26 protein-coding genes are annotated in these 26,029 nt (G+C 40.1%); 16 read left to right on the top strand and 10 right to left on the bottom strand.

Going from position 1 to position 26,029, the window contains the following annotated elements; genetic code table 11:
* Positions 1-4: 4 nt before the first annotated feature.
* Genes hpaB through KHA88_RS16420 form a run of 6 tightly spaced genes read left to right on the top strand, consistent with a single transcriptional unit; the run spans position 5 to position 4,973 of the window.
* Positions 5-1,480, top strand: coding sequence for a 4-hydroxyphenylacetate 3-monooxygenase, oxygenase component (gene hpaB, locus KHA88_RS16445; RefSeq protein ID WP_213108372.1), 1,476 nt, complete (start codon positions 5-7; stop codon positions 1,478-1,480).
* A 12-nt stretch (positions 1,481-1,492) separates the two neighbouring features.
* A complete protein-coding gene (hpaD, locus tag KHA88_RS16440; RefSeq protein ID WP_213122516.1) occupies positions 1,493-2,476 on the top strand; it encodes a 3,4-dihydroxyphenylacetate 2,3-dioxygenase in 984 nt (327 codons plus the stop codon).
* A gap of 47 nt (positions 2,477-2,523) precedes the next feature.
* Positions 2,524-2,982, top strand: a complete 459-nt coding sequence (locus KHA88_RS16435) for a flavin reductase family protein (RefSeq protein WP_213099431.1) — start codon at positions 2,524-2,526, stop codon at positions 2,980-2,982.
* 60 nt (positions 2,983-3,042) lie between these two features.
* Entirely contained in the window at positions 3,043-3,822 is a 780-nt protein-coding gene (locus KHA88_RS16430) for a fumarylacetoacetate hydrolase family protein (protein ID WP_213108370.1), read from the top strand.
* Entirely contained in the window at positions 3,819-4,568 is a 750-nt protein-coding gene (locus KHA88_RS16425; protein ID WP_213108369.1) for a fumarylacetoacetate hydrolase family protein, read from the top strand. Before KHA88_RS16430 ends, KHA88_RS16425 begins: the two co-directional genes overlap by 4 nt.
* Before the next feature lie 18 nt (positions 4,569-4,586).
* Positions 4,587-4,973, top strand: a complete 387-nt coding sequence (locus KHA88_RS16420) for a 5-carboxymethyl-2-hydroxymuconate Delta-isomerase (protein WP_213122515.1) — start codon at positions 4,587-4,589, stop codon at positions 4,971-4,973.
* A gap of 178 nt (positions 4,974-5,151) precedes the next feature.
* On the opposite strand, the gene KHA88_RS16415 is transcribed toward KHA88_RS16420, so the two are convergent.
* The 6 genes from KHA88_RS16415 to KHA88_RS16390 all read right to left on the bottom strand — a co-directional run bounded on the left by KHA88_RS16415 (position 5,152) and on the right by KHA88_RS16390 (position 12,378).
* The gene (locus KHA88_RS16415; RefSeq protein ID WP_346728994.1) at positions 5,152-6,384 is read right to left on the bottom strand and encodes a Ger(x)C family spore germination protein; all 1,233 of its coding nucleotides are present in this window, start codon (positions 6,382-6,384) and stop codon (positions 5,152-5,154) included.
* Complete coding sequence (locus tag KHA88_RS16410; RefSeq protein WP_213099094.1) at positions 6,381-7,472, bottom strand: GerAB/ArcD/ProY family transporter; 1,092 nt, start codon at positions 7,470-7,472, stop codon at positions 6,381-6,383. The genes KHA88_RS16415 and KHA88_RS16410 overlap by 4 nt, the downstream gene beginning before the upstream one ends.
* Positions 7,472-9,025 (bottom strand): spore germination protein, encoded by a 1,554-nt coding sequence (locus tag KHA88_RS16405; RefSeq protein ID WP_213108366.1) that lies wholly within the window; start codon positions 9,023-9,025, stop codon positions 7,472-7,474. Before KHA88_RS16405 ends, KHA88_RS16410 begins: the two co-directional genes overlap by 1 nt.
* A 111-nt stretch (positions 9,026-9,136) precedes the next feature.
* Complete coding sequence (locus KHA88_RS16400; RefSeq protein WP_213099096.1) at positions 9,137-10,654, bottom strand: glycine betaine uptake BCCT transporter; 1,518 nt, start codon at positions 10,652-10,654, stop codon at positions 9,137-9,139.
* A gap of 102 nt (positions 10,655-10,756) precedes the next feature.
* Positions 10,757-11,374 (bottom strand): nucleotidyltransferase family protein, encoded by a 618-nt coding sequence (locus KHA88_RS16395; protein ID WP_213122514.1) that lies wholly within the window; start codon positions 11,372-11,374, stop codon positions 10,757-10,759.
* Positions 11,371-12,378, bottom strand: a complete 1,008-nt coding sequence (locus tag KHA88_RS16390) for an XdhC family protein (protein WP_213108364.1) — start codon at positions 12,376-12,378, stop codon at positions 11,371-11,373. The genes KHA88_RS16395 and KHA88_RS16390 overlap by 4 nt, the downstream gene beginning before the upstream one ends.
* A gap of 131 nt (positions 12,379-12,509) precedes the next feature.
* Between KHA88_RS16390 and KHA88_RS21490 the strand changes: the two genes are divergently transcribed.
* Together KHA88_RS21490 and KHA88_RS16385 are read left to right on the top strand one after the other, a co-directional pair.
* Positions 12,510-12,620 carry a capping complex subunit for YIEGIA gene (locus KHA88_RS21490; RefSeq protein WP_430413669.1) on the top strand — a complete coding sequence of 37 codons (111 nt, stop codon included), beginning with the start codon at positions 12,510-12,512 and terminating at the stop codon, positions 12,618-12,620.
* A 24-nt stretch (positions 12,621-12,644) separates the two neighbouring features.
* Positions 12,645-13,616, top strand: a complete 972-nt coding sequence (locus KHA88_RS16385; protein ID WP_213108363.1) for an FUSC family protein — start codon at positions 12,645-12,647, stop codon at positions 13,614-13,616.
* A gap of 41 nt (positions 13,617-13,657) precedes the next feature.
* On the opposite strand, the gene KHA88_RS21040 is transcribed toward KHA88_RS16385, so the two are convergent.
* The 4 genes from KHA88_RS21040 to KHA88_RS16365 all read right to left on the bottom strand — a co-directional run bounded on the left by KHA88_RS21040 (position 13,658) and on the right by KHA88_RS16365 (position 17,777).
* A complete protein-coding gene (locus tag KHA88_RS21040) occupies positions 13,658-14,029 on the bottom strand; it encodes a (2Fe-2S)-binding protein (protein ID WP_346729203.1) in 372 nt (123 codons plus the stop codon).
* Positions 14,030-14,280: 251 nt separating this feature from the next.
* A complete protein-coding gene (locus KHA88_RS16375; protein ID WP_213122513.1) occupies positions 14,281-16,254 on the bottom strand; it encodes an alkaline phosphatase family protein in 1,974 nt (657 codons plus the stop codon).
* Positions 16,255-16,361: 107 nt separating this feature from the next.
* Positions 16,362-17,057: a FadR/GntR family transcriptional regulator gene (locus KHA88_RS16370; RefSeq protein ID WP_213099102.1), complete on the bottom strand. Its 696-nt coding sequence runs from the start codon at positions 17,055-17,057 to the stop codon at positions 16,362-16,364.
* A gap of 27 nt (positions 17,058-17,084) precedes the next feature.
* A complete protein-coding gene (locus KHA88_RS16365; RefSeq protein ID WP_213099103.1) occupies positions 17,085-17,777 on the bottom strand; it encodes a FadR/GntR family transcriptional regulator in 693 nt (230 codons plus the stop codon).
* 322 nt (positions 17,778-18,099) lie between these two features.
* Here KHA88_RS16365 and KHA88_RS16360 point away from each other — a divergent pair, with 322 nt between their 5' ends.
* The 8 genes from KHA88_RS16360 (at position 18,100) to KHA88_RS21485 (ending at position 25,991) form a co-directional block, all read left to right on the top strand.
* Positions 18,100-19,014, top strand: coding sequence for a dihydrodipicolinate synthase family protein (locus KHA88_RS16360; RefSeq protein ID WP_213099104.1), 915 nt, complete (start codon positions 18,100-18,102; stop codon positions 19,012-19,014).
* Positions 19,015-19,046: 32 nt separating this feature from the next.
* Positions 19,047-20,024, top strand: a complete 978-nt coding sequence (locus tag KHA88_RS16355; RefSeq protein WP_249313259.1) for an ABC transporter permease — start codon at positions 19,047-19,049, stop codon at positions 20,022-20,024.
* 14 nt (positions 20,025-20,038) lie between these two features.
* Positions 20,039-20,923, top strand: coding sequence for a carbohydrate ABC transporter permease (locus tag KHA88_RS16350; protein WP_249308647.1), 885 nt, complete (start codon positions 20,039-20,041; stop codon positions 20,921-20,923).
* A gap of 14 nt (positions 20,924-20,937) precedes the next feature.
* On the top strand, positions 20,938-22,641 hold the full coding sequence (locus KHA88_RS16345) for a type 2 periplasmic-binding domain-containing protein (protein ID WP_213122512.1): 1,704 nt from the start codon (positions 20,938-20,940) through the stop codon (positions 22,639-22,641).
* Positions 22,642-22,725: 84 nt separating this feature from the next.
* Positions 22,726-24,066, top strand: a complete 1,341-nt coding sequence (locus tag KHA88_RS16340; RefSeq protein ID WP_213122511.1) for a sialidase family protein — start codon at positions 22,726-22,728, stop codon at positions 24,064-24,066.
* An 87-nt stretch (positions 24,067-24,153) separates the two neighbouring features.
* The gene (locus KHA88_RS16335; RefSeq protein WP_213122510.1) at positions 24,154-24,843 is read left to right on the top strand and encodes an N-acetylmannosamine-6-phosphate 2-epimerase; all 690 of its coding nucleotides are present in this window, start codon (positions 24,154-24,156) and stop codon (positions 24,841-24,843) included.
* Positions 24,840-25,724, top strand: coding sequence for an ROK family protein (locus KHA88_RS16330; RefSeq protein WP_213122509.1), 885 nt, complete (start codon positions 24,840-24,842; stop codon positions 25,722-25,724). Before KHA88_RS16335 ends, KHA88_RS16330 begins: the two co-directional genes overlap by 4 nt.
* Positions 25,725-25,745: 21 nt before the next feature.
* Positions 25,746-25,991 carry a hypothetical protein gene (locus KHA88_RS21485; protein ID WP_430413717.1) on the top strand — a complete coding sequence of 82 codons (246 nt, stop codon included), beginning with the start codon at positions 25,746-25,748 and terminating at the stop codon, positions 25,989-25,991.
* Positions 25,992-26,029 lie beyond the last annotated feature (38 nt).

Below are 26,029 nucleotides of genomic sequence, written 5' to 3'. Positions count from 1 at the left end.
TACTATGCCCGCAAAAACTGGCCAGCAATATATTGACCGATTAAAAGCGGCGAAAAATAATATTTATATCCACGGTGAAAAGGTGGAGGATGTAACAGTGCATGCTGCCTTTAAAAACGTGATTAAATCGATGGCAGCATTGTATGACCTCCAATATGACAAGCCAGAGAAAATGCTGTACACCTCACCAACTACCGGAAATCAGGTCGGGAAGACTTTTTTACAGCCCACGACAATTGAAGATTTAATTGCTCGTAGGGAAGCAATCACCGAATGGGCGCGGACATCGGGAGGTATGTTGGGGCGTTCTCCTGATTACTTGAATGCCGAAGTGATGGCCATGGGAGTTGCCCATGAATTTTTCAATGAAGCGGATCCCATGTATGCGGCGAATGCAAAAAAATACTATGAGTATGCGCGGGAAAATGACATTAGTTTAACACATACATTGATTCATCCACAGGTGAACAGGGCGAAAGCACAATATGAGCAAAAGGATGCGAATGTGGCGCTTCATCTTGTAGAAAAAAGAAGCGATGGCATAATCGTGGATGGGATTCGGCTGCTCGCTACACAGGGCAGCATCACCGATGAAATTCTCGTTTTCCCTTCCACTGTGAAAAAAGCGGGTGAACTGGATGATCCGTATTCCTTGGCATTTGCCATACCAAATAACACTCCGGGACTGAAATTCATTAGCCGCGAATCGTTTGATTACGGCAAAAACACATGGGATCACCCACTCTCAGCTCGTTTTGAAGAAGGTGATGCAATCGTTTCTTTTGAAAATGTTTTTGTTCCGTGGGATCGTGTCTTCGTTTGTGGAAATTCCTCGATATGCAACCGGACGTTCCGGGAAACGAATGCTGTCGTTCATATGGCGCATCAAGTTTTAGCAAAAAATATTGTAAAAACGGAATTTCTTCTAGGTGTAGCATTGTGCATGATGGATGCGATTGGTATTGAACAATTCCAGCATGTCCAAGATAAAGGGACGGAGATTATGCTCACATTGGAAACAATGAAGTCCCATTTATATCGCGCGGAACATAATGCAAAAATGGATAAATGGGGCATGATGACACCCGATTATTCGGCTTTAGACGCCGCGCGCAATTGGTATCCGCGGATCTATCCACGAATTGTGGAGATTCTCCGTATTCTCGGTGCATCAGGATTAATGGGCATCCCGACACAGGCTGATTTTGAAAATGAAGAAATAGGCGCCATCATCCACCGCGGACTGCAAGGGAAGAATCTTGAAGGCTATGAGCGTGTCCAGTTGTTCAGACTCGCTTGGGATATTACGATGAGCGCATTTGGCAGCAGGCAAATGCATTACGAATACTATTTTTTCGGCGACCCAGTGCGGATGGGCATGACTTATTTCGAAGGATTTGAAAAAGATCAATATAAAGAGATGGTCAACGAATTTCTAAAAAAAGATTCATCTTCAAAGCCAAATTTTGCGGAAGTATGAGGGGGAAGAATGATGAACTTTAATATTATCCGCTGTGCAAGAACCATTTTACATGTCACAGACTTGGAGGCATCCAGGAAATTTTACATCGATGCACTCGGGTTTATTGAAACGGAGTCTGACGCCGAGCATCTTTATTTACGGGGTCTTGAAGAACATGGCCATCATAGTCTTTTACTGAAAAAGGCAGATAAACCGGCGGTTGAAGCATTGAGCTATAAAGTTTCCTCCGAAGCGGACTTGGAAATGTTATCGGAATTTTTCACGAATAAGGGCTATAAAAATAGGTGGATGGAAGAAGGAGTGCAGCATGCGATTGGGCGTGCGCTCCGTATTCAGGACTTATCCGGGCTTCCAATCGAATTTTTTGCTAAGATAGAGATAGTGGAACGCTTAATTCAGCGCTATGATTTATATAAAGGGGCCCATATCCAGCGGATTGACCATTTCAATTGCATGGTTCAAGACGTTGAAGCAGCGTATCAATTTTATATACAAGAACTCGGATTTGCCTGCTCGGAATATACCGCAGCCGCAGATGAAAAAATTTGGGCCGCCTGGCTGCATAGAAAACAAAGCGTCCATGATGTGGCCTTTATGAACGGTGAGGGACCTCGCCTTCACCATACAGGATTTTGGCTGTCGGAACCAATGGCGATTATTCATGCCTGTGATGTTTTAGCTTCAATGGGTTACGGTGGAAGTATCGAAAGAGGGCCTGGCCGCCATGGCTTGTCCAACGCATTTTTCTTGTATTTAAGAGATCCCGACGGTCACCGCATTGAACTCTACAATGGTGATTATTTAACGAGTGATCCTGATTTCAAACCCGTTCGCTGGGATATCAATGATCCACGGCGCCAAACGTTTTGGGGGCATGCCGCTCCTGATTGTTGGTTCAACGAAGCATCAGCGGTACTCGACATTGTGACTGGAGAGAAAATAGCAACGGGTATGCCGAAACTCGAGCAGCGCAAGCCGGAAACTATTATTTAGGAAGGCCTCGAGGGGAAGGGCCTAGCAAGAAGGGAATGTTGAAAAATATGGATGACCGCCTATTTAGAACAGCGATGGGTAAATTTGCGACCGGTGTTACGGTTATTACGACTGAAATTGGTGGCACTGTCCATGGCATGACAGCAAATGCATTCGTATCCGTTTCACTCGATCCGAAGCTTGTTTTAGTGTCTATTGGAGAAAAAGCGAATATGAATCAGCTTATTAAAGAGTCTGGGAATTTCGCGATCAGTGTTTTGAATGACAAGCAAGAGGATATGTCTGCTTATTTTGCAGGCCAAATTAAGGAAGAAAGAAATATCGATTTTGGCCGCTTTAATGGTATGCCTGTCATTAAAGATGCGTTGGTCAATATGACGTGCAATGTTCATAACGCTGTGATCGCTGGAGATCATACGCTTTATATTGGAGAAGTCACAGATTTAATGGTGCAAGACGGTGAACCGCTCGCCTTTTTTAATGGAAAATATAAAAAAATCATTTAATTTTATCCCGACAGTAGAAGACTTGCTGTCGGGTATTTTTAACAAGAATGGAGTGGGAATATGAGCCGCGCCAAAGCGATACTATGTGGGTCGAATGATTGGATGGAACTACTTGTCAATCCTGTTGATAGTACGGTTGAAATGAATGGAAAGACGAACAATGTTTCCGAATTGTTATGGAATCCTCCTGTATCGGGCACTATTTACGGCACTCTATTAAACTATCGGGGGCAATTGGAGAAAATAAAGGCTGAATTGAATCACCCCCCGTACAATGAACCCCCAAAGGCACCCATTCTTTACCTAAAACCTTTCAACACAGTGACGGCCTGCAATTGGCCGATTCCACTGCCTACGGGTGTTTCTGAGCTTGAAGTCGGTGCTGCCCTTGGAGTAGTCATTGGGAAAAAAGCGATTCGTGTTTATCCTGAAGAGGCAATGAATTATATCGAAGGTTACACAATCGTCAATGATGTGAGTATTCCTCATGATAGTTTTTTTCGGCCAGCGATTAAACAAAAGGCAAGGGACGGTTTTTGTCCAGTTGGTCCTTGGATTATCTGTCGGGACGCGGTATCTGATCCAGGCCAATTAGATATTCGTGTTTATGTAAACGGAAAGTTGAAGCAGGAAAATAACACTCGTCATTTGATTCGCTCTATACCGCTATTGATCGCAGAGGTGACCGAATTTATGACGCTGAATAGAGGGGATATTTTACTCGCAGGTGTTCCGGAAAAGGCCCCGCTTGTCAAAGAAGGCGACCATATCCGGATTGAAATTTCTGAAGTTGGCGCTTTGGAAAATACAGTTGTCCCGGAAGGGGAATTATCGATATGAAGCGAGCACGAGTAGCGTGTTTTGGTGCCGTTCATGAAGCAGTAGAAGTAGAGGGCAGGTTGCAGCTTGCGGACGGACGCACCGTTTCTGAGAAGGAAGTGGTTTGGCTTCCACCGGTTGAACCACGCACGACTTTCGCCCTTGGGCTAAATTATGCTGACCATGCGAGTGAACTTGATTTCAAAGCTCCAGAAGAACCACTCGTTTTTCTAAAAGGACCGAATACGTTTGTCGGTCATTTAGGTCAGACGCGTAGGCCTTCCAATATTTCTTACATGCATTACGAGTGCGAGCTTGCAGTTGTGATCAGTAAAAGAGGAAAAAAAATTAAACGCGAAAACGCCTATGAATATGTGGCAGGCTATACAATTGCCAATGATTATGCGATTCGTGATTACTTAGAAAATTATTATCGTCCTAATTTGCGAGTGAAAAATCGTGATCATTGTACACCAATCGGCCCGTGGTTTGTGGAAGCGGCTCATATTGAAGATCCAATGAATCTGGCGCTTCGCACATATGTAAATGGGGTGTTGACGCAAGAAGGTTCTACCCGCGATATGGTATTTGATATTCCTGATCTCATCGAATATTTGAGCAGTTTTATGACATTAAACGAAAATGACGTCATTTTAACAGGCACCCCGAAAGGAACAGTGAATGTGGTTGCAGGTGATGTAGTTGTAACAGAAATCGAAGGTCTTGGCAGATTGGTGAATACAATTGTAGGTGATGAGATTTTTTAAATAAAGGAGCGGAATTTGATGCCACATATTATTGTTGAATACACAGACAATATTAAAGATGAAGCCGATATTGCCGGCCTGCTAGAAAAAATCAACCGATCGATCATTTCTCACGGAAACCTTTTTCCGGTCGGGGGAATTCGCTCAAGAGCGATTGAACTTCATGATTATTTTATCGCAGACGGAACCGGCAATGACGCATTCATCCACATCACTATGAAAATTGGTGCTGGCCGGTCGGAGGAGGAGAAAACGATTGTTTGTGACCGGCTTTTCGATGTGGTGAAAAAGCATTTGGCACTCTTATTTGAAAAACACTACTTGGCTATATCTATGGATTTATACGAATTTAGTGAAGCAGGAACTTACAAATGGAACAATATTCATGAAAGATATCAAAGCTAAAAACCTTAACGAATAAAATACAATATCACTGATAAAACGGGAAAACATGCCGCCATTAATGCAATGACGGCACCGGCAAATTTCTTCTTCTCAACTTTCCAGACCGAACGGGCGTATCCGAATGTATAGTACATTAAGTATAAAGAAAATAATATTAATAAAATCTTCAACCGAATAATCAGTCCTTATCCTGTTTTTTAATGGCAGCAGGTTTTAACGTTTCTCCGAAGCTCTCAATCATCACGTCATAATTTACTTCTACCTTGGCATCTGTATATTTTTTTTCCCAATCGTAGTTTTCATACTCTGGCATCGTCCAAAATTTTCTCCTTGCTTCTAAGTACCATAAAAATGGTTCGCTTTTGAATTCGTCTTGCGTTCTCTTGATAAGTTTCATCGTTTGCTTTTCCATTCTTGCTTTAATCGATTGTTTAAGTCGTTTTTGATTTTCGATGTTTGTAGAGTAATTTGTCAGACTAGGGTTAGAAAATACTTGTATTCTTATGGGCATCGATACATTGATCTCTGGCGGCGATTTTTTCGTATTCACTTTCACTTTTGTATGACCTGGTTTCGTCATACGTACAGTAATTCGGTATTTGTCATTTATGGGATCAGGAAAAGATTCAATAAATGTATGTCCCAAGGCTTTTCTCCTTAGAAATAAGGAGATTCTTGTCTCTTCCCCGGTTAATGTACCGATCATTCTTCCGTCTTTGAAAACAGCGGACCCGATCATTTGGACAGGGTCTCCAGACTGCTGAGGAACTTGCCCTGCTTTATAGTCGTCCTCATTTTTTCGAACGTTCTCATTTTTTTCAGTAGTTGCGTAAATCGCTAAAAATAGCTCGCCTGAGAGGCGTTGAAAATAGCGATTTAAATTGGCATAAGGAACATAACCGGTATCTCTCCATCTTTGTTGCATAAAGGCATAATATTTATGCGGGCGTGTCTCCATTTTTGGCTTATTCTTTTTAATGAACTCACTTGCTTTTTCTTTACTAACAACTATATTTGTTTCCCGCCGCATTTCCGGATCTACGATGGAAGATGCTAGGATATGGTGGATCCATTTTGCCTTTGCCAATTCTTCTCCAATAATAATTGTTCGTAAATGCCCAAAATTGAGCTTTCTGGGAACGACGCTGTTTGCTAGTTCTTTCGCAGATAAAATATCTGGTGCTGTAAATGTTACGATATCACTTGGTGGTTCGTTCGGTGCAGCTGCTTTACTTGATGAGCCGACCTGCGGGTTTGCAATTTGAAAAGTAACTTTAACGAGCTTATCTTCCGTTTTATCAAGCCCGAGAGCGACGACATAAGCTTGTTGTTCCAATTCCGCTTTACCTAAACATCCGGAAAGAAAAAAAAGGGGCATGACACTAACTAGAATAAGTTTACAAGCTTTCACTCTTTCACACGCCCCTTCCACCGATCTACCGTCCATAAAAAGAAAGGGAGTAGAATAAAAATCCAAGAACTACTGATAAATAATATTTCTCTTAACGTAGTAACTTGGAAAATATTTTCCTCATGTAAGCCCAGAAGTAAGGCTAATCCTGCAAAAGGCAAAATAAGTGGTTCAAATTCAGTTAATTGTAATGCTCCAGCGAAAAGATAAGCTGATAAATACAAAGTAATGGCAAAATGGATGGCGGCAGAAATAACCCAAATCCCTAGAAATATTGCTTCAACATGTGTGATTATTTCTCCTAAAGAAGCAATTCTTGTTAATTGCTGATACGGATAAGCCATATTGATAATTTCGGGATAATCAAAGACCATCGTGTATATGGCGAGAAATACAGCGATGATTGCACAAGAAAATCCCAGACCTAAAAAGGAGGCTAACCGAAATGATTTGTAATTGCGAATGAATGAAAAAAAAACAGCAAACAAGATGATGTCGCCGTAAAGCGAACTATGAGTGATACTCTTTTTCATTATATGTGTAACTCCTGGACCTGCAATCGGGAAGAGTCGAACCCAATCTAATTCTTTCCAAGATAATATAATAAGCAAAATCAACATGATATGAATGGTCGGAATAAGAAACCAGGCGGTTCTGCCAATCGCTTCGAATCCCCTTTTCGCTACTAGAAAACTAGCAACTCCGAGCAAAAGGAATAAAAGTAAAAGAACAGGTGCCTTTGGGTAAAACATGACGTTAACAATATCGATATAACTACGACTGTTAATGAATGTACCGCTAAAAACAATCAGAAACAAACCGAAGCCGATTATACCCCCAATATATTTTCCTGTCAGATTAAATAATAGTTCCATCAAACCTTTCTCGTGTTTTTTTAATAAAGATAATAACAGAAGAAATGGAATGAGGATGATGACAAAGGAGAATATTGGCATCATCCAAGCAGCATTTTTCCCGTCTGTAAAAAGGAAGTTTGGCGTCGTATCTGTAGCCTTAATTCCAATATCAAGGATAATGATCGAAAAGAATTCTCTCGTTCCTATTTTCCCATCAGCCGTTTTGATCATTAGCCTTGATCCCCTTTCGGTTTCCCTGCCCTTGCCTTATCCTGTGGAAACGCTGAAAAAGGACGCAGCCACTGTTTCCAGACAGGGGGCCTTACGAGCATGTCCTTGGATGATGGGAGGTGAGGGGATAGTGGTGCAAAAAAAGGAACCCCATATGATTTAATGGAAACTAAGTAGGCAATCAAAAACGACAGAAATACTGAAATTCCAAAAATACCCAAAAAGTTAGCTGCTAACAAAAGGGCAAAGCCTAAAATTCTAATCGCCACATTTAAACTCGTATCTGGAATGGTAAAAGAGGCTAAGCCTGTGACTGCAATTACGACTACTAGGGTTGGACTGACAATATTAGCCTCAACAGCAGCCTGTCCGAGAATAAGTGCGCCAACAATACCAATCGTAGGACCGAGCGTGTTTGGTACTCGTACACCAGCTTCCCGTAAGATTTCAAAAGTAATTCCCATAATGAGGATTTCTACGAAAACAGGGAAAGGAATTACTTCTCTCGTTGCAGCGATTGCTAGCATTAAGTCTGTCGGAATCATTTCCGCATGGAATGTCGTCACAGCAATATAAAGCGCGGGCGTGAACACTGCTACGAATAAAGAGAATAATCGGATGATCCGAATAAAATTCCCGTATGGCATACGCAAATATTGATCTTCCACCGTATGAAATAAAGCCCAAAATGTAATCGGTACAACTAAAGCATCAGGAGAGTTATCCATCACTAATATTATGTGACCTTCCAGTAGAAAGGAAGCAGCTCGGTCAGGCCGCTCAGTCGTCAAGGTTGAAGGAAAGAGAGAATAAGGCCTTTCTTCCAAATGCTGTTCCATAATAGAAAGTGTCATTACTGTATCACTATTGATTTCGGTCAACCTTTTTTTTACTTTCTCCACGATCGCAGGATCAGCGATTTCTTTTAAGTACATAACAGAAATTTGCTGTGGTGCTCGATCGCCAACTGTAATAGACTCACACATTAATTTAGGATCCCTAATTAGACTACGGATTAGAGAGCGATTTACCGCGGCCGATTCGATGAATGCAATTTTTGGTCCTACAATCACGGTTTCCGCGGTAGGCTCCGCTACAGAACGATTTTCGAATCCAACCGTTTCGACGGATATTGCGATCTCTTCATTCTCAATAACAATGATTGTATTTCCGTTCACTAAATCTTTCACGGCATCTTGGATGCTTGTAATTTCCTTCGCATTAGCGGAAGTAAGTACATCCTTAATTAACGAGGATACAAAATCCGCTTTTTCAATATCAGTGTCAGGCTCTTCCAGCAAAGGTTCCACGATATGATTATCAATGAGATTCGTATCGACAGTCGCTTCCACGTACAATATCGTTATATTCTTCTCATAAAAAGGGAGATGAAGGTCCCGTAATTTAAGCGCAGTGTTGGCTGGATAATCGAAAGCTTTTTTGAATTTATTCACATTGGTAAGCAAATCTTTCGTCAAGAATTCTTTCTTATTTTTTTCTTCTAGAGCTGTTTTTTCTTCTTTTAAACTCTTCGTCTTTTTAAAAAAAGCCATCCATGACAACCTCCAACCAATGTAGGTGAATATTGTCAGTATGTGCCTAAAACTCCAAAAAATACGCCAACCCCGGAATAAGATTCCGGGGTTGGCGTTGGATTGTTGAGGTTATTTTATTTTCGGTTCTTTCGGTCGCAATGTTAATCCTAATTCTCGTTTTTCTTTGTTTAAAGCCTTATATAGGGAGAGCATCATTAATATCATGATGATTGAAAACGGAAACGCGGCAATGATGAGTGCGTTTTGAAGTGCTTGCAATCCTCCACTATATAAAAGAATGGCTGCCATTGCAGCAAGAATAGCTCCCCATGTGAGTTTAACCATGTTCGGCGGTGTTAATGAGCCATACGATGTTTGCATCCCGAGAACAAATGTTGCCGAATCTGCCGATGTGATGAAGAAGATCCCGACTAATAAAATGGCAACAATTGATAATAGCGATGAGAAAGGCAGCTCATTAAAAATGGCGAACAATACTTCCTCTGTCGCGAATTGAGTTAAATCAACGCCACCAGCTTGTTGAACGCTGATCGCAGTTGTTCCAAAAACTGCGAACCAAATAAAGCTGACGATCGCCGGTAATAGTAGGACGCCAATTAGGAATTCGCGAATTGTTCGCCCTCTTGATACACGGGCAATGAATATTCCTACAAATGGTGACCAAGAAATCCACCATGCCCAATAAAAAATGGTCCAATCATTAATCCACCCTCGATAATCATTATTAAGCGGGGCAATTCTGAAGCTCATTCCCACGAGATTCTGAATGTAACCTCCAAGCGTATCAGTGAACAAGTTTAAAGTAAATAAGCTTGGACCGATGAAAAACACGAGTACTAATAATAAAATAGCGAGGTACATATTCGTATTACTTAAATACTTAATCCCTTTACTTAATCCTGACCACGCGGACATGACGAATAATACTGTAACGATAGCAATAATAATGAGTTGGACAACAAAATTGACTGGAATCCCAAAGAGGTAGGCAAGCCCACCGTTAATTTGTGCGGCTCCAAAACCAAGTGTTGTTGCTACACCGACAACAGTCGCTGACACTGCGATCACGTCTATTATTGTGGCGATCCTACCTTGGGCATACTTACCTAAAAGCGGGCTAAGCGTGGCACTGATTAATCCTGGCGCACCTTTACGGTAATTGAAGTATGCGAGGGATAATGCGACTAATCCATAAATGGCCCAAGCGTGAATTCCCCAGTGGAAAAACGTAAATCTCATCGCATCTTTCAGTGCTGCATCAGATCCCGGTTCAGCAAGAGGAGGATATGCTGCGAAGTGAGAAAGAGGTTCTGCGGCCCCCCAGAAGACGAGACCGATCCCCATGCCTGCACTAAAAAGCATGGCAAACCATGTGGGCTTGGAATATTCAGGCTTTTCTCCTTCCTTGCCCAGTCTGATGTTACCGATAGGGCTGAAAATTAGTAAGAGACAAAAGCCAACAATGACAGACACTAAAATTAAATAATACCACCCAAAACTAGATGTAATGAATGATTCCACATTGGAAGTTACGGTTTCGAAACTTTTAGGCGATACTACTCCGAAAATAACTGCGACCATTAAAATGACGAAAGAAATCCAGAAAACCTTCGATATTTTACTCATATTTACACCTTTCCTATGGGAGGATTTTTACGTATAGTTTCCCATAAACTAAGTGCTCTTATTCGAGCATTGGTTTTACCTTAACAATGATTTAAGCTTTTATCAATTAAAAGGGCCATTTAGAAAATGATGCAATTTGTCATAATCTTCTACAGTATCAACATCAAAAAACAGCTTTTCATCGTCAAAATCAAGCATTTTACCATGTCGAAAAAACTCTCCGCGTAAGAGATTTTTTGCACCTATGTCTCCTTTTATTTCGAGAATTGTGGGGAACATGAATGAGGAAAATAAGACCGGCGGTCTAGTAATATGTTGATACGACGCAGCGACAAATTTGATTGAGGGCTCTTCTTTCATGAGAGTAATCATGTCATCGATCATTTGGTTCGTTATAAAGGGTTGGTCCGCGAGTAATACGATAGCGGCATTAGCTTTCTCCTTTTGTGCTTGCAATATCCCGCAGCGTAATGATGCTGATTGGCCCTCTTGAGCGGAAGGACATGTGATGAGATTGCATTTTTCATGAAGTGCCATTTCACGTGGCAACCAGTCTGGTTCATTATGTTTCGTAATCACGTATACCTTTTCCAGCGAAGATGTCAATGCTGTTTGCAATGCCAAGCTTCCAACTGTCCCATTCGCAGTAGGGAGTGCTAATTTATTTTTCCCCATTCGGCGGCTATTCCCTGCAGCGAGATAAATTCCGATGATATTCATTCGTTTCTCCGTCTTGCTGCAATCAGTTCCGCAACAATGCTGACAGCGATTTCCTCTGGACCTTCTGCACCGATAGATAGCCCAACCGGAGATTGAAGCCAAGGAGGAATCTGTCCATCCATTACCCGTTCTGTTCGCTTACGAGATCCTAATATGCCGATATAAAAGAAAGGCAATTTTTTTAGATATTGTAAAATTTTCATATCCCGCTGAAAATCATGGGTCATGATCACGACCGAATCCAAGGGATGAAACGCAATGTTTTGGATGGTTTCCTCAATATTGCCTACATAGAGAGAGTTTGCCGTGGGGAAATTTAATTTAGAGCAAAGCGCCTCACGCCAATCCAGCATGTGAACAGCGTAGCCAGTTTGTCCGGCTAATTGGGCAAGCGGACGAGCATCTTCACCCGCTCCAATGATATAAAGGTTCGGCTGAGGCCAAATTACTTGAAAATAAAAAGCTTCCTCGCCGTTAGTCTGCATTCCTGCATGTTGATGAAAAGGGGGAGTAAATTGCAATATGTCTTTCCGTTCGATTGGTAAATCTCCTTGCCAATGACCAAATGTATCTCCGCTTTCATTAATAAAAATATATTTGGTGACGTTACTGACTGATTGAATAAACAGAATAGGTTCTATTTTTTCTAACTGCCTTATTAATATAGTTAGTGATTGTCGGAATGCCAAATCAATATCTCGGACCAAAACAGAAATGATTCCGTTACAACCCGCGCCTGTCCCCCAACCGAGATCGTCTTCTGCACTTAAATCATAGCGATAAATTTCCGCTTTTCCAGTATCGAAGATTTCTTGCGCTCTGGAGTACACATCACTTTCAAGACAGCCTCCACTTAAAAGCCCGACACGTGATCCATCCTGTTTTACTAACATACAAGCTCCTTCTTTTCTATAAGCCGATCCATCGACATGAATAATGGTGGCGAGGACAGCAGGCTGATGATCAGTCAAGGCTTCCTTAACCAATTCATGAAAAGAAATCATTTCTCCACCTCTTTCGATTCAAATTTATGATTGGAAAAAGTACTTTTATCGATGATTTCTTGAAGTATTTTCTTCTTTTTATGTGAGTTAAATAGGAGTGGAAATGAACGTCCATTATATTTTTAAAAGAAATGGCTAAAACTACTGAGCATAGAAACAAAGAGGGCAGAAGCCTAGAGAAGATCTTAGATGCTTCAGCTCACGAAATAGATCCCGATATCATTATCATCGTAGCCCGCTAAAATTAAAGGGAGAAGGGTATGGTTATGGGTAAAAAAAAATTGACAACTCTCCAAAAAATAAGCTTGATTCTTAAAATGTCAATCGGATCAGCCATTTCATGGGAAATAGCAGCTATATTTGGTTCGAAACACCCATACCTCGCTCCCATTTCGGTTATTCTTTGTTTACAGGCGACCATGGTCAAGTCGGTCCGATTTTCTATTTCCCGTATTGTGAGCACGATTATTGGTGTCGCTTCAGTTCTTATTCTCGCATCATCCCTTCACCCGAATGGATGGACGATTGGTTTGATTATGTTTATCAGTCTAATTATCCCATTCGTTTTTAAAGGTAATAGCACAATGCTTCATCAAACAGCCTTGAGTGTCCTGTTCGTTTTTGTTTTCGAACATAAACTCCATGGGTACGGAATAGATAGAATCCGGGATACTATTATCGGAGTGATCATCGGGTTATTGCTGCATATGTTCTTTCATCCGCCAAATTTTACAAAAAAGGCATTAGAAGAGGTGGAAGAATTGCCGAACCTATTAATGGAAAAACTGGAATCATTGTCAGTCTGGCTTGAATCCGGAGCATCCGGAAACAATTATTTCGAGGAGGAGATGAATCGAATCCATAAACAGTTCTTTCAAGCGGAACAGCGGGTCAAGAAAGCAAAATCAAGCTTGCACTATAACCCTCTATCACAGAAAAGCAATACTATCCTCAGCAGGGGGGAGGCCCAATTGAAAACAATGAATGAGGTTGCGGTCGATCTTAATGCCATGTACGAGATCATAAATATGTGGAAAAAAGCAGGCACTCTCTCGAAAGAGGAAATGGCAGTATGGACTCAAAACTTTTTATTAATGGCATCCACTCTTCAAAGTTGGAAAGAAGGGAAAACCATCACAGACATCCAATTAAAAGAAACAATTACCGATGAAAACTATTCCTATCCCGCACTTTGGCATGCCCGCCAATTTGTCCACACACTAAAAACCAAATCATAACCATCATTCGGCAAATAACGACAAAATTCGGGTGGTGCCTGTCACCCCCCGAATAATACTGCTTTTACTGCAGCCTTAATTTCTTGGTATCCTGTGCAGCGGCAAAGATTCGATTTTAGCCATCTGTCGATCATTTCGTCATCGGCGTTCGGATGATGCTCAATTAATGCATAGCAATTCATAATAAAACCAGGCGTACAATAGCCGCATTGATATGCCCAATGGTCGATAAATGCTTTCTGAATAGGCGCTTTTTCTAATCCTTCAATCGTAGTAATTTTCTTATCGACTCCTTCGATTGCCAGCATCATACAACTATTAACGGGTTTTCCATCAATTAAGACTGTATAAGCACCACAATCTCCCTGCCAATTCAGAGTCTTTAATATGTATGTGACGATGGGTTTTCTTATGTAGGATTGTTTATCCAAACGAACGACATGAAAATTAGAAGGCAAGGACAGTTGTGAGGCATAGGCTTCCGTATAAAGAAAGCCTTACGCGAAGTTAATCTTCGCGTAAGGCTTTTTTTTTTTGAGATAAATTCTCTGTCTAGCTCCAAGGCACGGAACTGCGCTCGATTTCCCTTGAGCATCAATTTATCCACTCAACTAGCAATGGCCCCGTGCTGGCTTTACCTATAGCTATTCGTTTTTCTCCCACTTTATTTATGTTGGCCGACAATTTGCTTGATCGGTTTTCCATCGATAAAGCTCGGAGCGTCTAATTCCATCAGCTCATATAAGGTCGGTGCAATATCAATCGTGCTAATGTGATTGCGAAGCGTTCCTTTTTGAAAACCATTCCCCGCCACAAAAAATATCGGCTGGAGTGCACGGCGTTTCGGATCGCCGCCGTGATTGCCGAGGTCGTCAGCCTTATTCACTGTTTTGTCGTCATCTTGAGCGATATAGTAACCTTTTGCTGCTATAAGCATGACGTCTCCCGCATTTTTGTGATCCAACATTTCTTTTTCATTATTTCCATTTGCAATGACCTGTTCAAAAGGGCTTTCACTTATATTAGTCAGGACCTTCACCATTCCTCCCCATGCAGTCGCCGTTTCGGAAAGGCTGGTATCTTTGTTTTTAACACCGTCCCACCAATCTTTGTATAAGTATGGTATGGTTTTTATTTTTTGGAAGTAGTTTTGTTTTACTTTCATCCCTTTAAAAATCCCGACAATCTCACTTTGCAGTTTTGAACGTTCTTCTTCGGAAACGATACCGTCTTTTTCTCGTCCTTTTAAATTAAGATATATATGAGCGATTCCTCCGCTCGCCACCGCATAGGCTTTAGATGAGGCAGTATCAATTTTTCCGTCTTTACTTATTTTCAATAATCCGGCTTTCTCTAGTTCTTTATTAGGTGATATTTTGCTATGGACGGGCTCCATCCCATGGTCGGAAACTAAGAAAATTCGATCCTTTTCATTCATCGAATCTAAAACTTCACCAAGAGATTTGTCGGCCAGCTCATAAGACCATTGAACATAATTCATATATCTTTTCGATTTTTTCTTGGAAAACCCAGGCTGTCTCGGATCAACCAGCAAGTATTTATGCTCCTCATGGTCAATTTGCGGATAATATAACATTAATAAATCAGGTTGATAGTGCTCTTTTATATGAAGGGACACATCGGTACTCCACTTAGCAAAACGTTCGCTAATTTCCTCATATTCCTTGCGCGTAATCCAGTTTTCATCAAGCGCCTTATCATCATCTTGGATGGGGAGAAATCCAAATCTTGAGGAAATATCTTCTTCAAAGCCAGAAGGACCATGGATGGCGGCTGAGGTGACTGCGGTCCTGTACAATTCTGCATGTAAGAGATCTCCATTTGTTTCTTTTAATTTAAACCAAAATCCAATGTTTGGATGATCTTTAAGATCCATTGTTATAGATCCCCATTCATTTTTTTTGACAATCTCTGCAGATGCTGTATTTTTATTCGTGGAAAAATAATAAGTATCATAATCTCTTTTTCCATTATCCGAAGTGTCTACTGCTAAAATATGTACTTTCAAATTCGAATCATTTTTAAGCTTTATTGCCATCGTTGCTTCTTTCACGGGGCTGTAGCTTTTTGGCAACCGTGACCAAGATTCAGCTCGTTTAAATGTTAATGATTCGAGCGCACTTTCAGCCCAAGTATTTCCATAATAAACCGAATAAGTTGCCTCATTACCTTCTTCAGGATTAGAACCTGGAAATAAAACAGTGGCAGATGTTTTACCTTGTTTATGCGCTTCAGTCCATATAGGGGTGACATCTAGGGGAGAAAAGAATGAGCTATTTTTCTCGTTGATTTTTTGTCCCGGTTTATGAAGATTATTACTAATCATTCCAGTTTTCTCAGGCAATGCTCCAGTAGAGATGGCCGCATGGGATGTTGCTGTAAGGGAAGGGTAAATGGTCCTGAAGTTTTCCGCAAAGAATCCAGAATCCCTTACTTTTTTAAAATGGGGAAGAGTACCATCCTGCATATAATTCTTGGTGAAATCATAGCGCATTCCATCAAAAGAAATGACGATATTTGTTTGAGGGTTATTTTCTTTTGCACTAAATAAGGATGGTGAAAACAGCTGCAATCCTATTAATAGGATGAATGTGAACAGGAAAGTTTTTATATTCATAGACTTTACTTACCTCTTTCTTAATCTTGGTAGTAGGTTAAAGTCATTTTCCCTTTTCATATGTTTTAAAACTAAATACAAAAAACCCTTGTAGGAGGATCCAAGGGTTAGTTACTGACTTTGTGTATCTTCGAATATTGTAGATGCTCACTTAAAAGGTGGAGTGCGAGATCTTTATCATTGTCCTTTAAAGCTTCAAGGATGAGTCTGTGTTCCTTAATCGCTTTATTTCTTTGTACATCGTCCATGTGAGAATGAGAGACATTTGCAAAATATTGGACAATGATATCCGTTAATTGCAAGAAGAGTTCATTTTTTGTTGCCTTAATTAAACCTCTATGAAAATCAATATCCAACTCTTTGAATTTAATAGGATCGATTGTTTCGCTCATTTCAGAAATGATATGATCGAGTTCTTGTAAATGTCCGATATCCGTTTTTTCGATAATTTGCTCAATGGCGGCCTTCTCAAGAAGCTGCCTTAGCTCAAATAGTTCTTCAATTTTTTCATTATTCATTTGCCAGAAGAAAAGTAAATGATTTAAAATGACGCTTGAATCGTCCGTATTTACAAAAGCTCCTTCTCCGTGCCGAATAATAATGATTCCTGTTGACTCTAGAGTCCTTAAGGCTTCTCTGACAACGACTCGGCTCACATCAAGCATACTCGCCAAATCCCTTTCTGATGGAAGCTTATGACCTGTAGTCAATTTGTTATCAACAATATATTGACGCAAACTATCACTAACTATTTTACTTAAAGTGAATCTTTCTTTTTCTTCAATAGGTTTCAAAACGATCACCGACTTATTTTTTTATATAAAATGTATTTAATTCTCTTCTTCCCATTCATCCAGTAAGTCATATAAATGATGCAAATGATTTTTCATTGCTTGCTTTGCTTTCTCCACGTCTTTACTCATAATTGAGTCAATAATCAATTGATGTTCCTTATAAGAAACGATATAACCATCAAGATTAACAATTTCCTCTAGATGGTTCATATTAAAATATTCTGAGATAAACGATGAAAGCTGAATAAAAGTTTCGTTGCCTGTGGAATTAAATAAAGCACTATGAAAATGTAAGTCTTCACTTTTAGGCTTTTCACCTTTTTTTGCTTTTTCAAGAATGGCTTCATTCCAGATGGCCATTTGCTTAATTTGATCTACATCGTAATTTTTTATCGCCAAATCAATGGCACCGAGTTCTAAAATGATTCGTGTGTCTATTAGTTCTTTAAATCTTACTTTATCGAGCTTTAGTAATGGTGATATTTTTTTAAACAAACTTAAAAGCTTTATTTCTTTAACAAAAATTCCGCTTCCTTGCTTAATCTCGATAATCCCTTGGGATTGGAGGGTTTTTAACGCTTCTCTAACTATGGTTCGGCTTACACCAAGCATATTGATCATTTCTTTTTCAGAAGGCAGGCGATCCCCAGGCAGGCATTTTTCTTCAGAAATGTAAGTTTTTATTCGATCACTCACAACTTCTGCCAATGTTTGTTTGCGCAGTAGCACGATTTTCTCTCCTGTCGTATATATTAGGACTATTAAAAATATAATATACAATTAATCAAAGTTAGTACATGAAGCTATTAAATAAATTTTTAAAAAATAGATTGACATTTTATCTGAAAGCGTTTAATTTAAATGTTGTAGACGCTAACAAAACCGAAGTGGTTATACCATCATATAGCTGGTAGGACCATAATACACTTTGGAAAAAGTTTTATCAACTGGAAAAAAGTGTGGTAATTTCATTTACTCATACTTAAGGTGGTATGACCATAGTATGATGAAATCGCTAGGTTCAAATTAAACAAAGAATAGGATGAGATTTATGTCAGCTTGGGATTTGGACAAGTTTAAAGGTGTATTTGTTGCAATGTATTCTGCCTATGATGAGGCCGGAGACGTTTGTGAGGAAAGAGTAAAAAAGCTAGCACGTTATTATGTAGATTCAGGCGTGAAAGGATTATATGTCGGGGGAAGTTCCGGCGAAGGGATTCTTCAAAATGCTGAAGAAAGAAAAAAAGTGCTAGAGGCAGTGATGAAAGAGGTTGGTGAAGAACTGACAATCATTGTGCATGTCGGTGCCAACTCTACTAGAGAGAGTGTAGAGCTTGCAGTTCATGCGGAAAAATGGGGTGCAGATGCAATTTCAGCTGTTCCAGCAATTTATTATCGATTATCAGAAAATTCCGTAGAGAAACATTGGCAAGAAATGATTGATAGCACATCTCTACCGTTTATTATTTATAACATTCCACAAACAACAGGCTTCCATTTAACACAATCTTTATTTAAGAAAATGGCTGCCCAGGAGAAAGTCATTGGCATTAAAATGTCTGGCGAAAGCGTATTTGAACTTCAACAGTTTAAAGCGAATGGCGGAAAAGAATTTATCGTTTATAACGGGCCAGATGAGCAATACTTAGGTGGAAGAATGATGGGAGCAGATGGCGGAATTGGCGGTACATATGGAGTAATGCCTGAGCTATTCTGTCAATTGGATACTTACTTTAAGCAGGGTGAAATCGAAAAAGCACAAGCATTACAAGATAAAATCAATGCTATCATTACGAAACTATTGAGCTATCCTTCACTTTATGGCGCTACGAAAGCAATTTTAAGTTTAAGAGGCGTTGAAACGGGAGCACCGCGTTTACCGCTATTGCCCGTGGAAGAGAAGCACTGGGAAGACTTGAAAAAACTTAACGAAGAAATTGAAAGTGCAATGAAGGTTTACGCTTAAATCTCTTCGTTTGGAGATAAGGAGGGAAAATATTGTCAACAAGAGCAACTGCCTTAAATACGAAGAATCCTAAAAAGGAATCTTTAACGCAAGTAAAAAGTGTAAAACAATCCAAGTGGGAACAAATGAAAAAAATGAAATTGCTCTATATCATGCTTTTATTTCCCGCAATTATGCTATTTATTTTTAACTATCTCCCAATGTATGGGGTGATTATCGCCTTTAAACACTTTTCACCGGGACTTGGTATTTGGGATAGTCCATTTAATAACTTTGAGCACTTTAAAAGATTGTTTACAGATTTCATGTTTATAAGAGCGTTAAAGAACACGCTGCTGATCAGTATTTTAAAAATTGTAATCGCATTCCCAGCGCCAATCATTTTTGCAATTTTGCTAAATGAGATTCGTAATCAAAAATTCCTAAAAGTGACGCAATCGATTTCCTACTTACCGCATTTCATGTCTTGGGTTATTTTATCGGCAATGGTTATCGAAGTATTTTCTCCGCAAAGAGGAGTCGTCAATTTCATCATTACAGCTTTTGGCGGAGATCCAGTTAACTTTTTAGCAAGTAAAATATTCTTTATCCCTGTCCTAATACTCACCGATATTTGGAAGGAAATTGGATACGGAGCGATTATTTATTTAGCAACCATCGCATCGATTGATCCGGCACTTTATGAAGCCGCTGATATGGATGGAGCAGGCAGATTTAAGAAAATGATCCATATTACATTGCCTTCCATTATGCCAATGGTTATCATCCTATTCATCCTTCGTCTAGGAGGTATCTTGAATGCAGGCTTTGACCAAATCTTAAACTTGTATAATCCACTTGTATATGAAGTAGCAGATATTATCGATACGTATGTGTACCGAAGCGGGTTGGAGCAATTCCAATTTGATTATGCAACCGCGGTTGGTTTGTTTAAAAACGTCATCGGCATCATCTTCATTTTAGGCGCGAATGCAATTATTCGCAGAAGAAGTGAACATGGAATTTGGTAGAAAGGAGGATGAGCATGCAAAACAGCAAAAAGTTTTCATTATTTGAACTACTATTAATCATTGGATTTACGCTATTTTCGATTGTCGTATTGTATCCTTTCTGGCAAACGATCGTCATTTCATTTTCCGATCCGAAACAGATATCTGGACTAGGAATGAATCTATGGCCAGAAAGTTGGATTCCAGATGCGTATCAATATGTGTTTAGCTACGGAAGCATTATGAAAGCATATGTAAATACGATTGTTCGTACTTTATCAGGAACATTTTTAATCGTCGCATTCACGATGTTAGCCGCTTATCCTCTATCAAAAAAGGATTTGCCATATCGAAATACAATCACAATCTTCTTTTTAATCGCTATGTTTTTCTCAGGCGGAATTATTCCAGATTACTTATTAGTTAAGAATTTGGGATTACTTGATACGAGATGGGCGCTAATTTTACCGTCTGCTGTCAACGTGTTTTATATCATAATTATGAGAAACTACTTCATGACCATTGATAAGGGAATTGAAGAATCCGCAATTATGGATGGGGCAGGCTATTTTACGATTTTGACAAAAATTATTTTGCCATTATCTAAGCCCGTCATTGCAACAATTGCCCTATGGGCAGCTGTTTACCACTGGAATGAATGGTTCCACGCATTGGTTTATATGCAAGATGATGCGAAAACCGTTTTACAAATCATTGTTAGGGATATGTTGACCGCGATGGATGCATCTCAATCTGAAAACGCGGCTGCCATTGGAGCAGGTGGAGGTTCTGGGAACTTGCTATTAGCTAATGTGCGCGCTGCGACTGTTATGATTTCAATTGGGCCGATTGTTTTGGTATATCCATTCGTTCAAAAATATTTTATTAAAGGTATTATGATTGGATCACTCAAAGGATAAGAGGGGGAAGAAAGATGAGAAAAGCAAAACGCGCGTTTTTAGGTACCTTCATGGCAGCTGCATTAGTTATCTCGGGCTGCGGTTCTAAGTCAGGCAAGAATAATGAGGAGCCTGTCGATGTATCAGCGCTTCCTGAGGCTGGAGATTTCTCGGAAGAAGTAGCATTAAATCTTTCAGGATCTTTTACAAGAGGTAAAGCAAAAGATGGAAGCTATGTTCAAAACCGATTAGAAGAGCAATTTAACGTTAAAATCAAAAATACAAAGGTAGATACTTGGGATGCAGAACAAACAAACTTAATGGTTGCTTCTGGGGACTTACCTGACACATTTTCATTCACAGCGGGTGGTCAAACAGCACAGGAAATGTTTGATTCAGGTTTAACGAGAACAATTCCTAAAGAAATGCTAGAAAAATATGCACCACGTTATATGAAAATGTTAGAAGAAAATCAGCCTGGACCAATTATGAATTTAAAAGAAGGTTCAGATAATGAATATTTACAATTGCTTGGACAATATGCACACGTAGATGGTTTAGCTTGGGGACCAACATTACGTCTTGATTGGCTAGAAAAGCTAGGCTTCGAAACACCGGGGAAAATGAAAGCGGTTGGGCCAAGCGGCGGACGTGAGAAGATTTACTTTACTGAATCTGCTTACACGATAGAAGAGTTAGAGGAAATATTAAAAGCATTCACTTTTAATGACCCAGATGGAAATGGTAAAAATGATACGTATGGTCTATTACCAGCGAATAATAACTTAAACTGGGCAACTTCACTTATGGGCGCTTTCGGTTTAGGTACTGAATACAATTTTATCGAGAATGATCAATTAGTTAGAATGGAAGTATCAGAGAAATATAAAGAGTTCCTGAAGTTAATGGCAAAATGGTATAAGATGGGGATCATCGATCCAGAATTTACAACATTAGATGAAAAAATGGGCTGGGAAAAGTACAAAACTGGAAAAATCGGTTACTTTATTGCACAACCTTCATACTTGGCAATGGATGACTGGGCAAGAGGACGCGCTCCACAAAATATCGTAGAAAACCCTGATTCAACTGCGAAAATCCTTGCAACAGCACCAGAAATTGGTCCAGATGGACAACAAGGTCTTAAAGCATATTTACCAGTTGTTAACTTAGCAGACTCTTTCTATATTGGAAAGAAAGTAACAGATGAGCAATTAGCGCGTATTTTACAAATGTTTGATTATATCAACTTTGATAATAATGCAAGATGGACAGTGTTCGGTGAAGTTGGCGAACATTCTGAGTGGGAAGGCGAGCCTAATAAGTCAGCACTTAAAGTTAAACCTGGTTTATCTTTAGAAGAAGGTGACACTGGATTCTGGGCTTACAACTTCCGTACGTATGATAAAGAAAGAGTACAATGGATTAATTCTGAGTACACATTGAAATTAAAAGATGAGTTTTATGCTCGTGAAGATGTTAAAGAAAAAATGTTAATTCGTCCGTATAAATGGGATCTTTTAAATCAAACAAAACTGAAAGAACTTGAAAAACGTTATAGCGGTCAGCTGAACACAATTGTTGATGAGTTTAGAATGAAAGCCATTGTCGGAGAAGTAGATATCGACAAAGAGTGGGATAAATATGTTGAAAATTGGATGAAAAACGGTGGTAAAGAGCTTCTTGAAGAGCTAGATAAAGCACCTTTAGTTACTGACCTTTTACAAGGTAAACAATAATGGAAGGCTGTCCCACGGTGCATTGCACTGGCGGGACAACCTTTTTCTAATGTATTCAATCTAAATGATAGGGAGATTTGCAGCATGCCAAATATTAAAACGGAAGCGGTTTATTATCCTGGTTTTGCCGGTTCAAAAGCATATCGAATTCCATCTATGATTACAACATCTAAAGGAACAGTTATCGCTGGGATCGATGCAAGAATTGTAGACCAAAGAGACAACCCGAATAAAATTGATGTGAGCATTCGACGCAGTGAAGATAATGGAAAGACGTGGGGACCGATTCAAAAGCTCGTTGCTTATGCCGGAGAAGGATTGGACGGAGCAGCAGCGATTGATACGTCACTTGTAGAAGATAAAGAAACAGGCACGATCTTTATGCTTTTCATGCATACACCAGGCGGAATCGGTCTTTGGGCGAGTGAGACGGGAGTCGGTTTTGATTCAGATGGACGCAGAAAATTATTTGACGATGCGGGCACTGTTTATTTTCTAGCAGAAGATGGGAAGGTTTATGACGCGGAAAATAACGAAACAGCTTATACAGTAGATAAAGAAGGATACGTTTTTAAGGATGGTCAAGCAGCCGGCAATATGTATTTTAAAAAAGGCATTGATCCGAATGAAAGCTTGCTTGAAGCAAGAACTTCATTTTTACAAATCATTCAAAGTGAAGACGATGGGCTTACTTGGTCAGAACCAAGAGAATTAAACGGTATGGTTAAGGAAGAATGGATGCGTTTTATTGGTTCTGGACCTGGATGTGGTATTCAATTACAGCATGGAGAAAAAGCGGGACGCTTAGTGCTCCCAATCTATTTTTCAAATGAAGCGGGAAAATTATCATGTGCTTGCATATATAGTGACGATCATGGTGCTACGTGGCAGCGCGGAGAATCTCCGAATGATGGACGTGAATTAGATGGTGAAATCCTTTCCGCTGAAACAATTTCTGAAGAGAAACAATTTTTGACGGAATCTCAAGTCATTCAACTGCCTACAGGTGAGCTTAAATACTATTTAAGAAACCATTATGGCTTACAAAGAACAGCTGTGACAACAAGCACGGATGGCGGGGAAACTTGGGGCGAAGTGACATTTGATGAAACCTTGGTAGACCCCATTTGCCAATCAAGTGTTGTGCTTTATCCTGATCAAGGGGATGGGAAAGTACGTGTCCTATTCTCAAATCCAGCGGACGAAAAAACGAGAATAAAAGGAACGGTCCGCTTAAGTGAGGATGGCGGAAAAACATGGCCATATAGCAAAGTGATTGAAGACGGCTATTATGGATATTCATGCTTAACAGTTCTTGCAAACGGAGAAATTGGTATCCTTTATGAACGTTTGAATGATATTAATGATTGGAATAAGATGGATATCCAATTCGGGACGTTTACGCTGGATTGGTTAAAGTCTTAAAACAGAGTTAAAAATGCAAATTCCAAAAGTATTTTTACTTTTGGAATTTGGTGTTTTATTTTATTACAACTATAGGGAGATGAGTACATGGACCGTCAATCTTTTTTTTCAAGCATACATAAAAATTTAATCGTATCATGTCAAGCCCTTGAACATGAGCCGCTCCATAGTTCATATATTATGGCGAAGATGGCTAAGGCAGCTAAGGAAGGAGGAGCAGTAGCGATTAGAAGTAATTCTGCCGTAGATGTGGCCGCTATTAAAGAGGAAACAGGACTTCCGGTCATTGGCCTAGTGAAAAGAGATTATCCGGATAGTGAAATTTTTATCACAGCGACACTAAAAGAAGTGAAGGAACTGCTAGAGGTCGAACCTGCCGTCATTGCCATGGATGCTACGATTCGCAAAAGACCGAATGGGGAAACGTTAAAGGATTTGGTTCAGTTTATTCACAAGCAAAGCAACACACTAGTGATGGCTGATATTGCCACGATAAAAGATGCAGAATATGCGATTGAATGTGGAGTTGATATGATTTCAACTACACTTTCTGGTTATACAGCGGATAGCCCAAAACTAGATGGACCTGATTTCGATTTAGTTGAACAGCTTTGTAAAACTTCGCCTATCCCAATTATCGGAGAAGGACGGATCAACACGCCAGAACAAGCACGTAAAATGCTGGAATTAGGGGCTTGGTCGATTGTTGTAGGAAGTGCCATATCAAGGCCACAGTTGATCACAAAATCATTTGCAGAAGGCATTAATGCGAAATGAAGCAATATTTAGCATTTGATATCGGAGGAACGCAAATTAAATATGGGCTTGTGGACGAAGCAGGCAATATTATTTCCAGTGAGTTAATGGACACAGAGGCATATCGCGGCGGTCCTTCTATTATTGAAAAAGTCATTGAGATGGGCAAAAAAATCATTGAAAGTCATCGGGTGGCTGGAGTTGCCATCAGTACTGCAGGCCAAGTGGATATCAACACAGGAATGATTGTTGGCGCAGGTGATACCATTCCCAATTATACTGGGGTAGAAGTGAAGAAACTTGTTAGCGAAGCTCTCGGATTGCCAGTTGAAGTCAGAAATGATGTCGATTGTGCTGCCCTTGGCGAGCAGTGGCTTGGTGGCCATGATGTGAATGATTTTATCGCCTTAACTGTGGGCACTGGAATTGGCGGCGCGATCGTCATTGATGGGAAAATGTTTTCAGGACATTCCTTCAGTGCAGGTGAGTGGGGATATATGCTTGTAGAAGGAAAACCTTTCGAAAGTGTTGCATCTGTTTCCGGATTAATTAACCTTGTTAATGAATATAAAGAAAAACGTGACTGGACAGGAAAAGAAATTTTTGCGTTATATGATGAGGGAGATGCAGAGATTAAACGAGCGGTAGAAATATTCTTCAAGCACTTAGCCATTGGGATATCCAATCTTATATACATTTTCAACCCCGAAAAAGTCATTATCGGCGGAGGGATTACGGCAAGGGGTGAGCAATTTTTGCAGGAAGTCCAAGGCGAAGTTCAAAAGTACTTGCAGCCTTCCTTTTACAAAAATACGGAAATCGTCCTCGCAAAACTCTCCAACCACGCCGGAATGGTTGGCGCAGTGTATAACTTTATCACGAGACAAACCATTAACGGTTGACAAGAGGCTATATGTTCGTGAGTGGCTCGAATACCCCTGAGTGGCTCGAATATGCTGGTGAGTGGCTCGAATATGCCCGTGAGTAGCTCGAATATGCTCGTGAGTGGCTTGAATACGCTCGCGAGTGGCTCGAATATGCCAGTGAGTGGCTTGGATATCCTCGTGAGTGGCTCGAATATGCCAGTGAGTGGCTCGAATATGCTGGTGAGTGGCTCGAATATGCCCTCGAGTAGCACGAATACCACTATAATTGGCCGAATATCCTAGTAATCGGCTTGCAAACGTTCATCTGTATGAACGAATTG

The sequence above is a fragment of the Lederbergia citrea genome (genome assembly GCF_018343525.1).
In the GTDB taxonomy this organism is placed as follows: Bacteria; Bacillota; Bacilli; order Bacillales; family Bacillaceae_C; genus Lederbergia; species Lederbergia citrea.
Note: the sequence above shows the minus strand (reverse complement) of the source record. Positions and strands in the feature narration are given on the sequence as shown.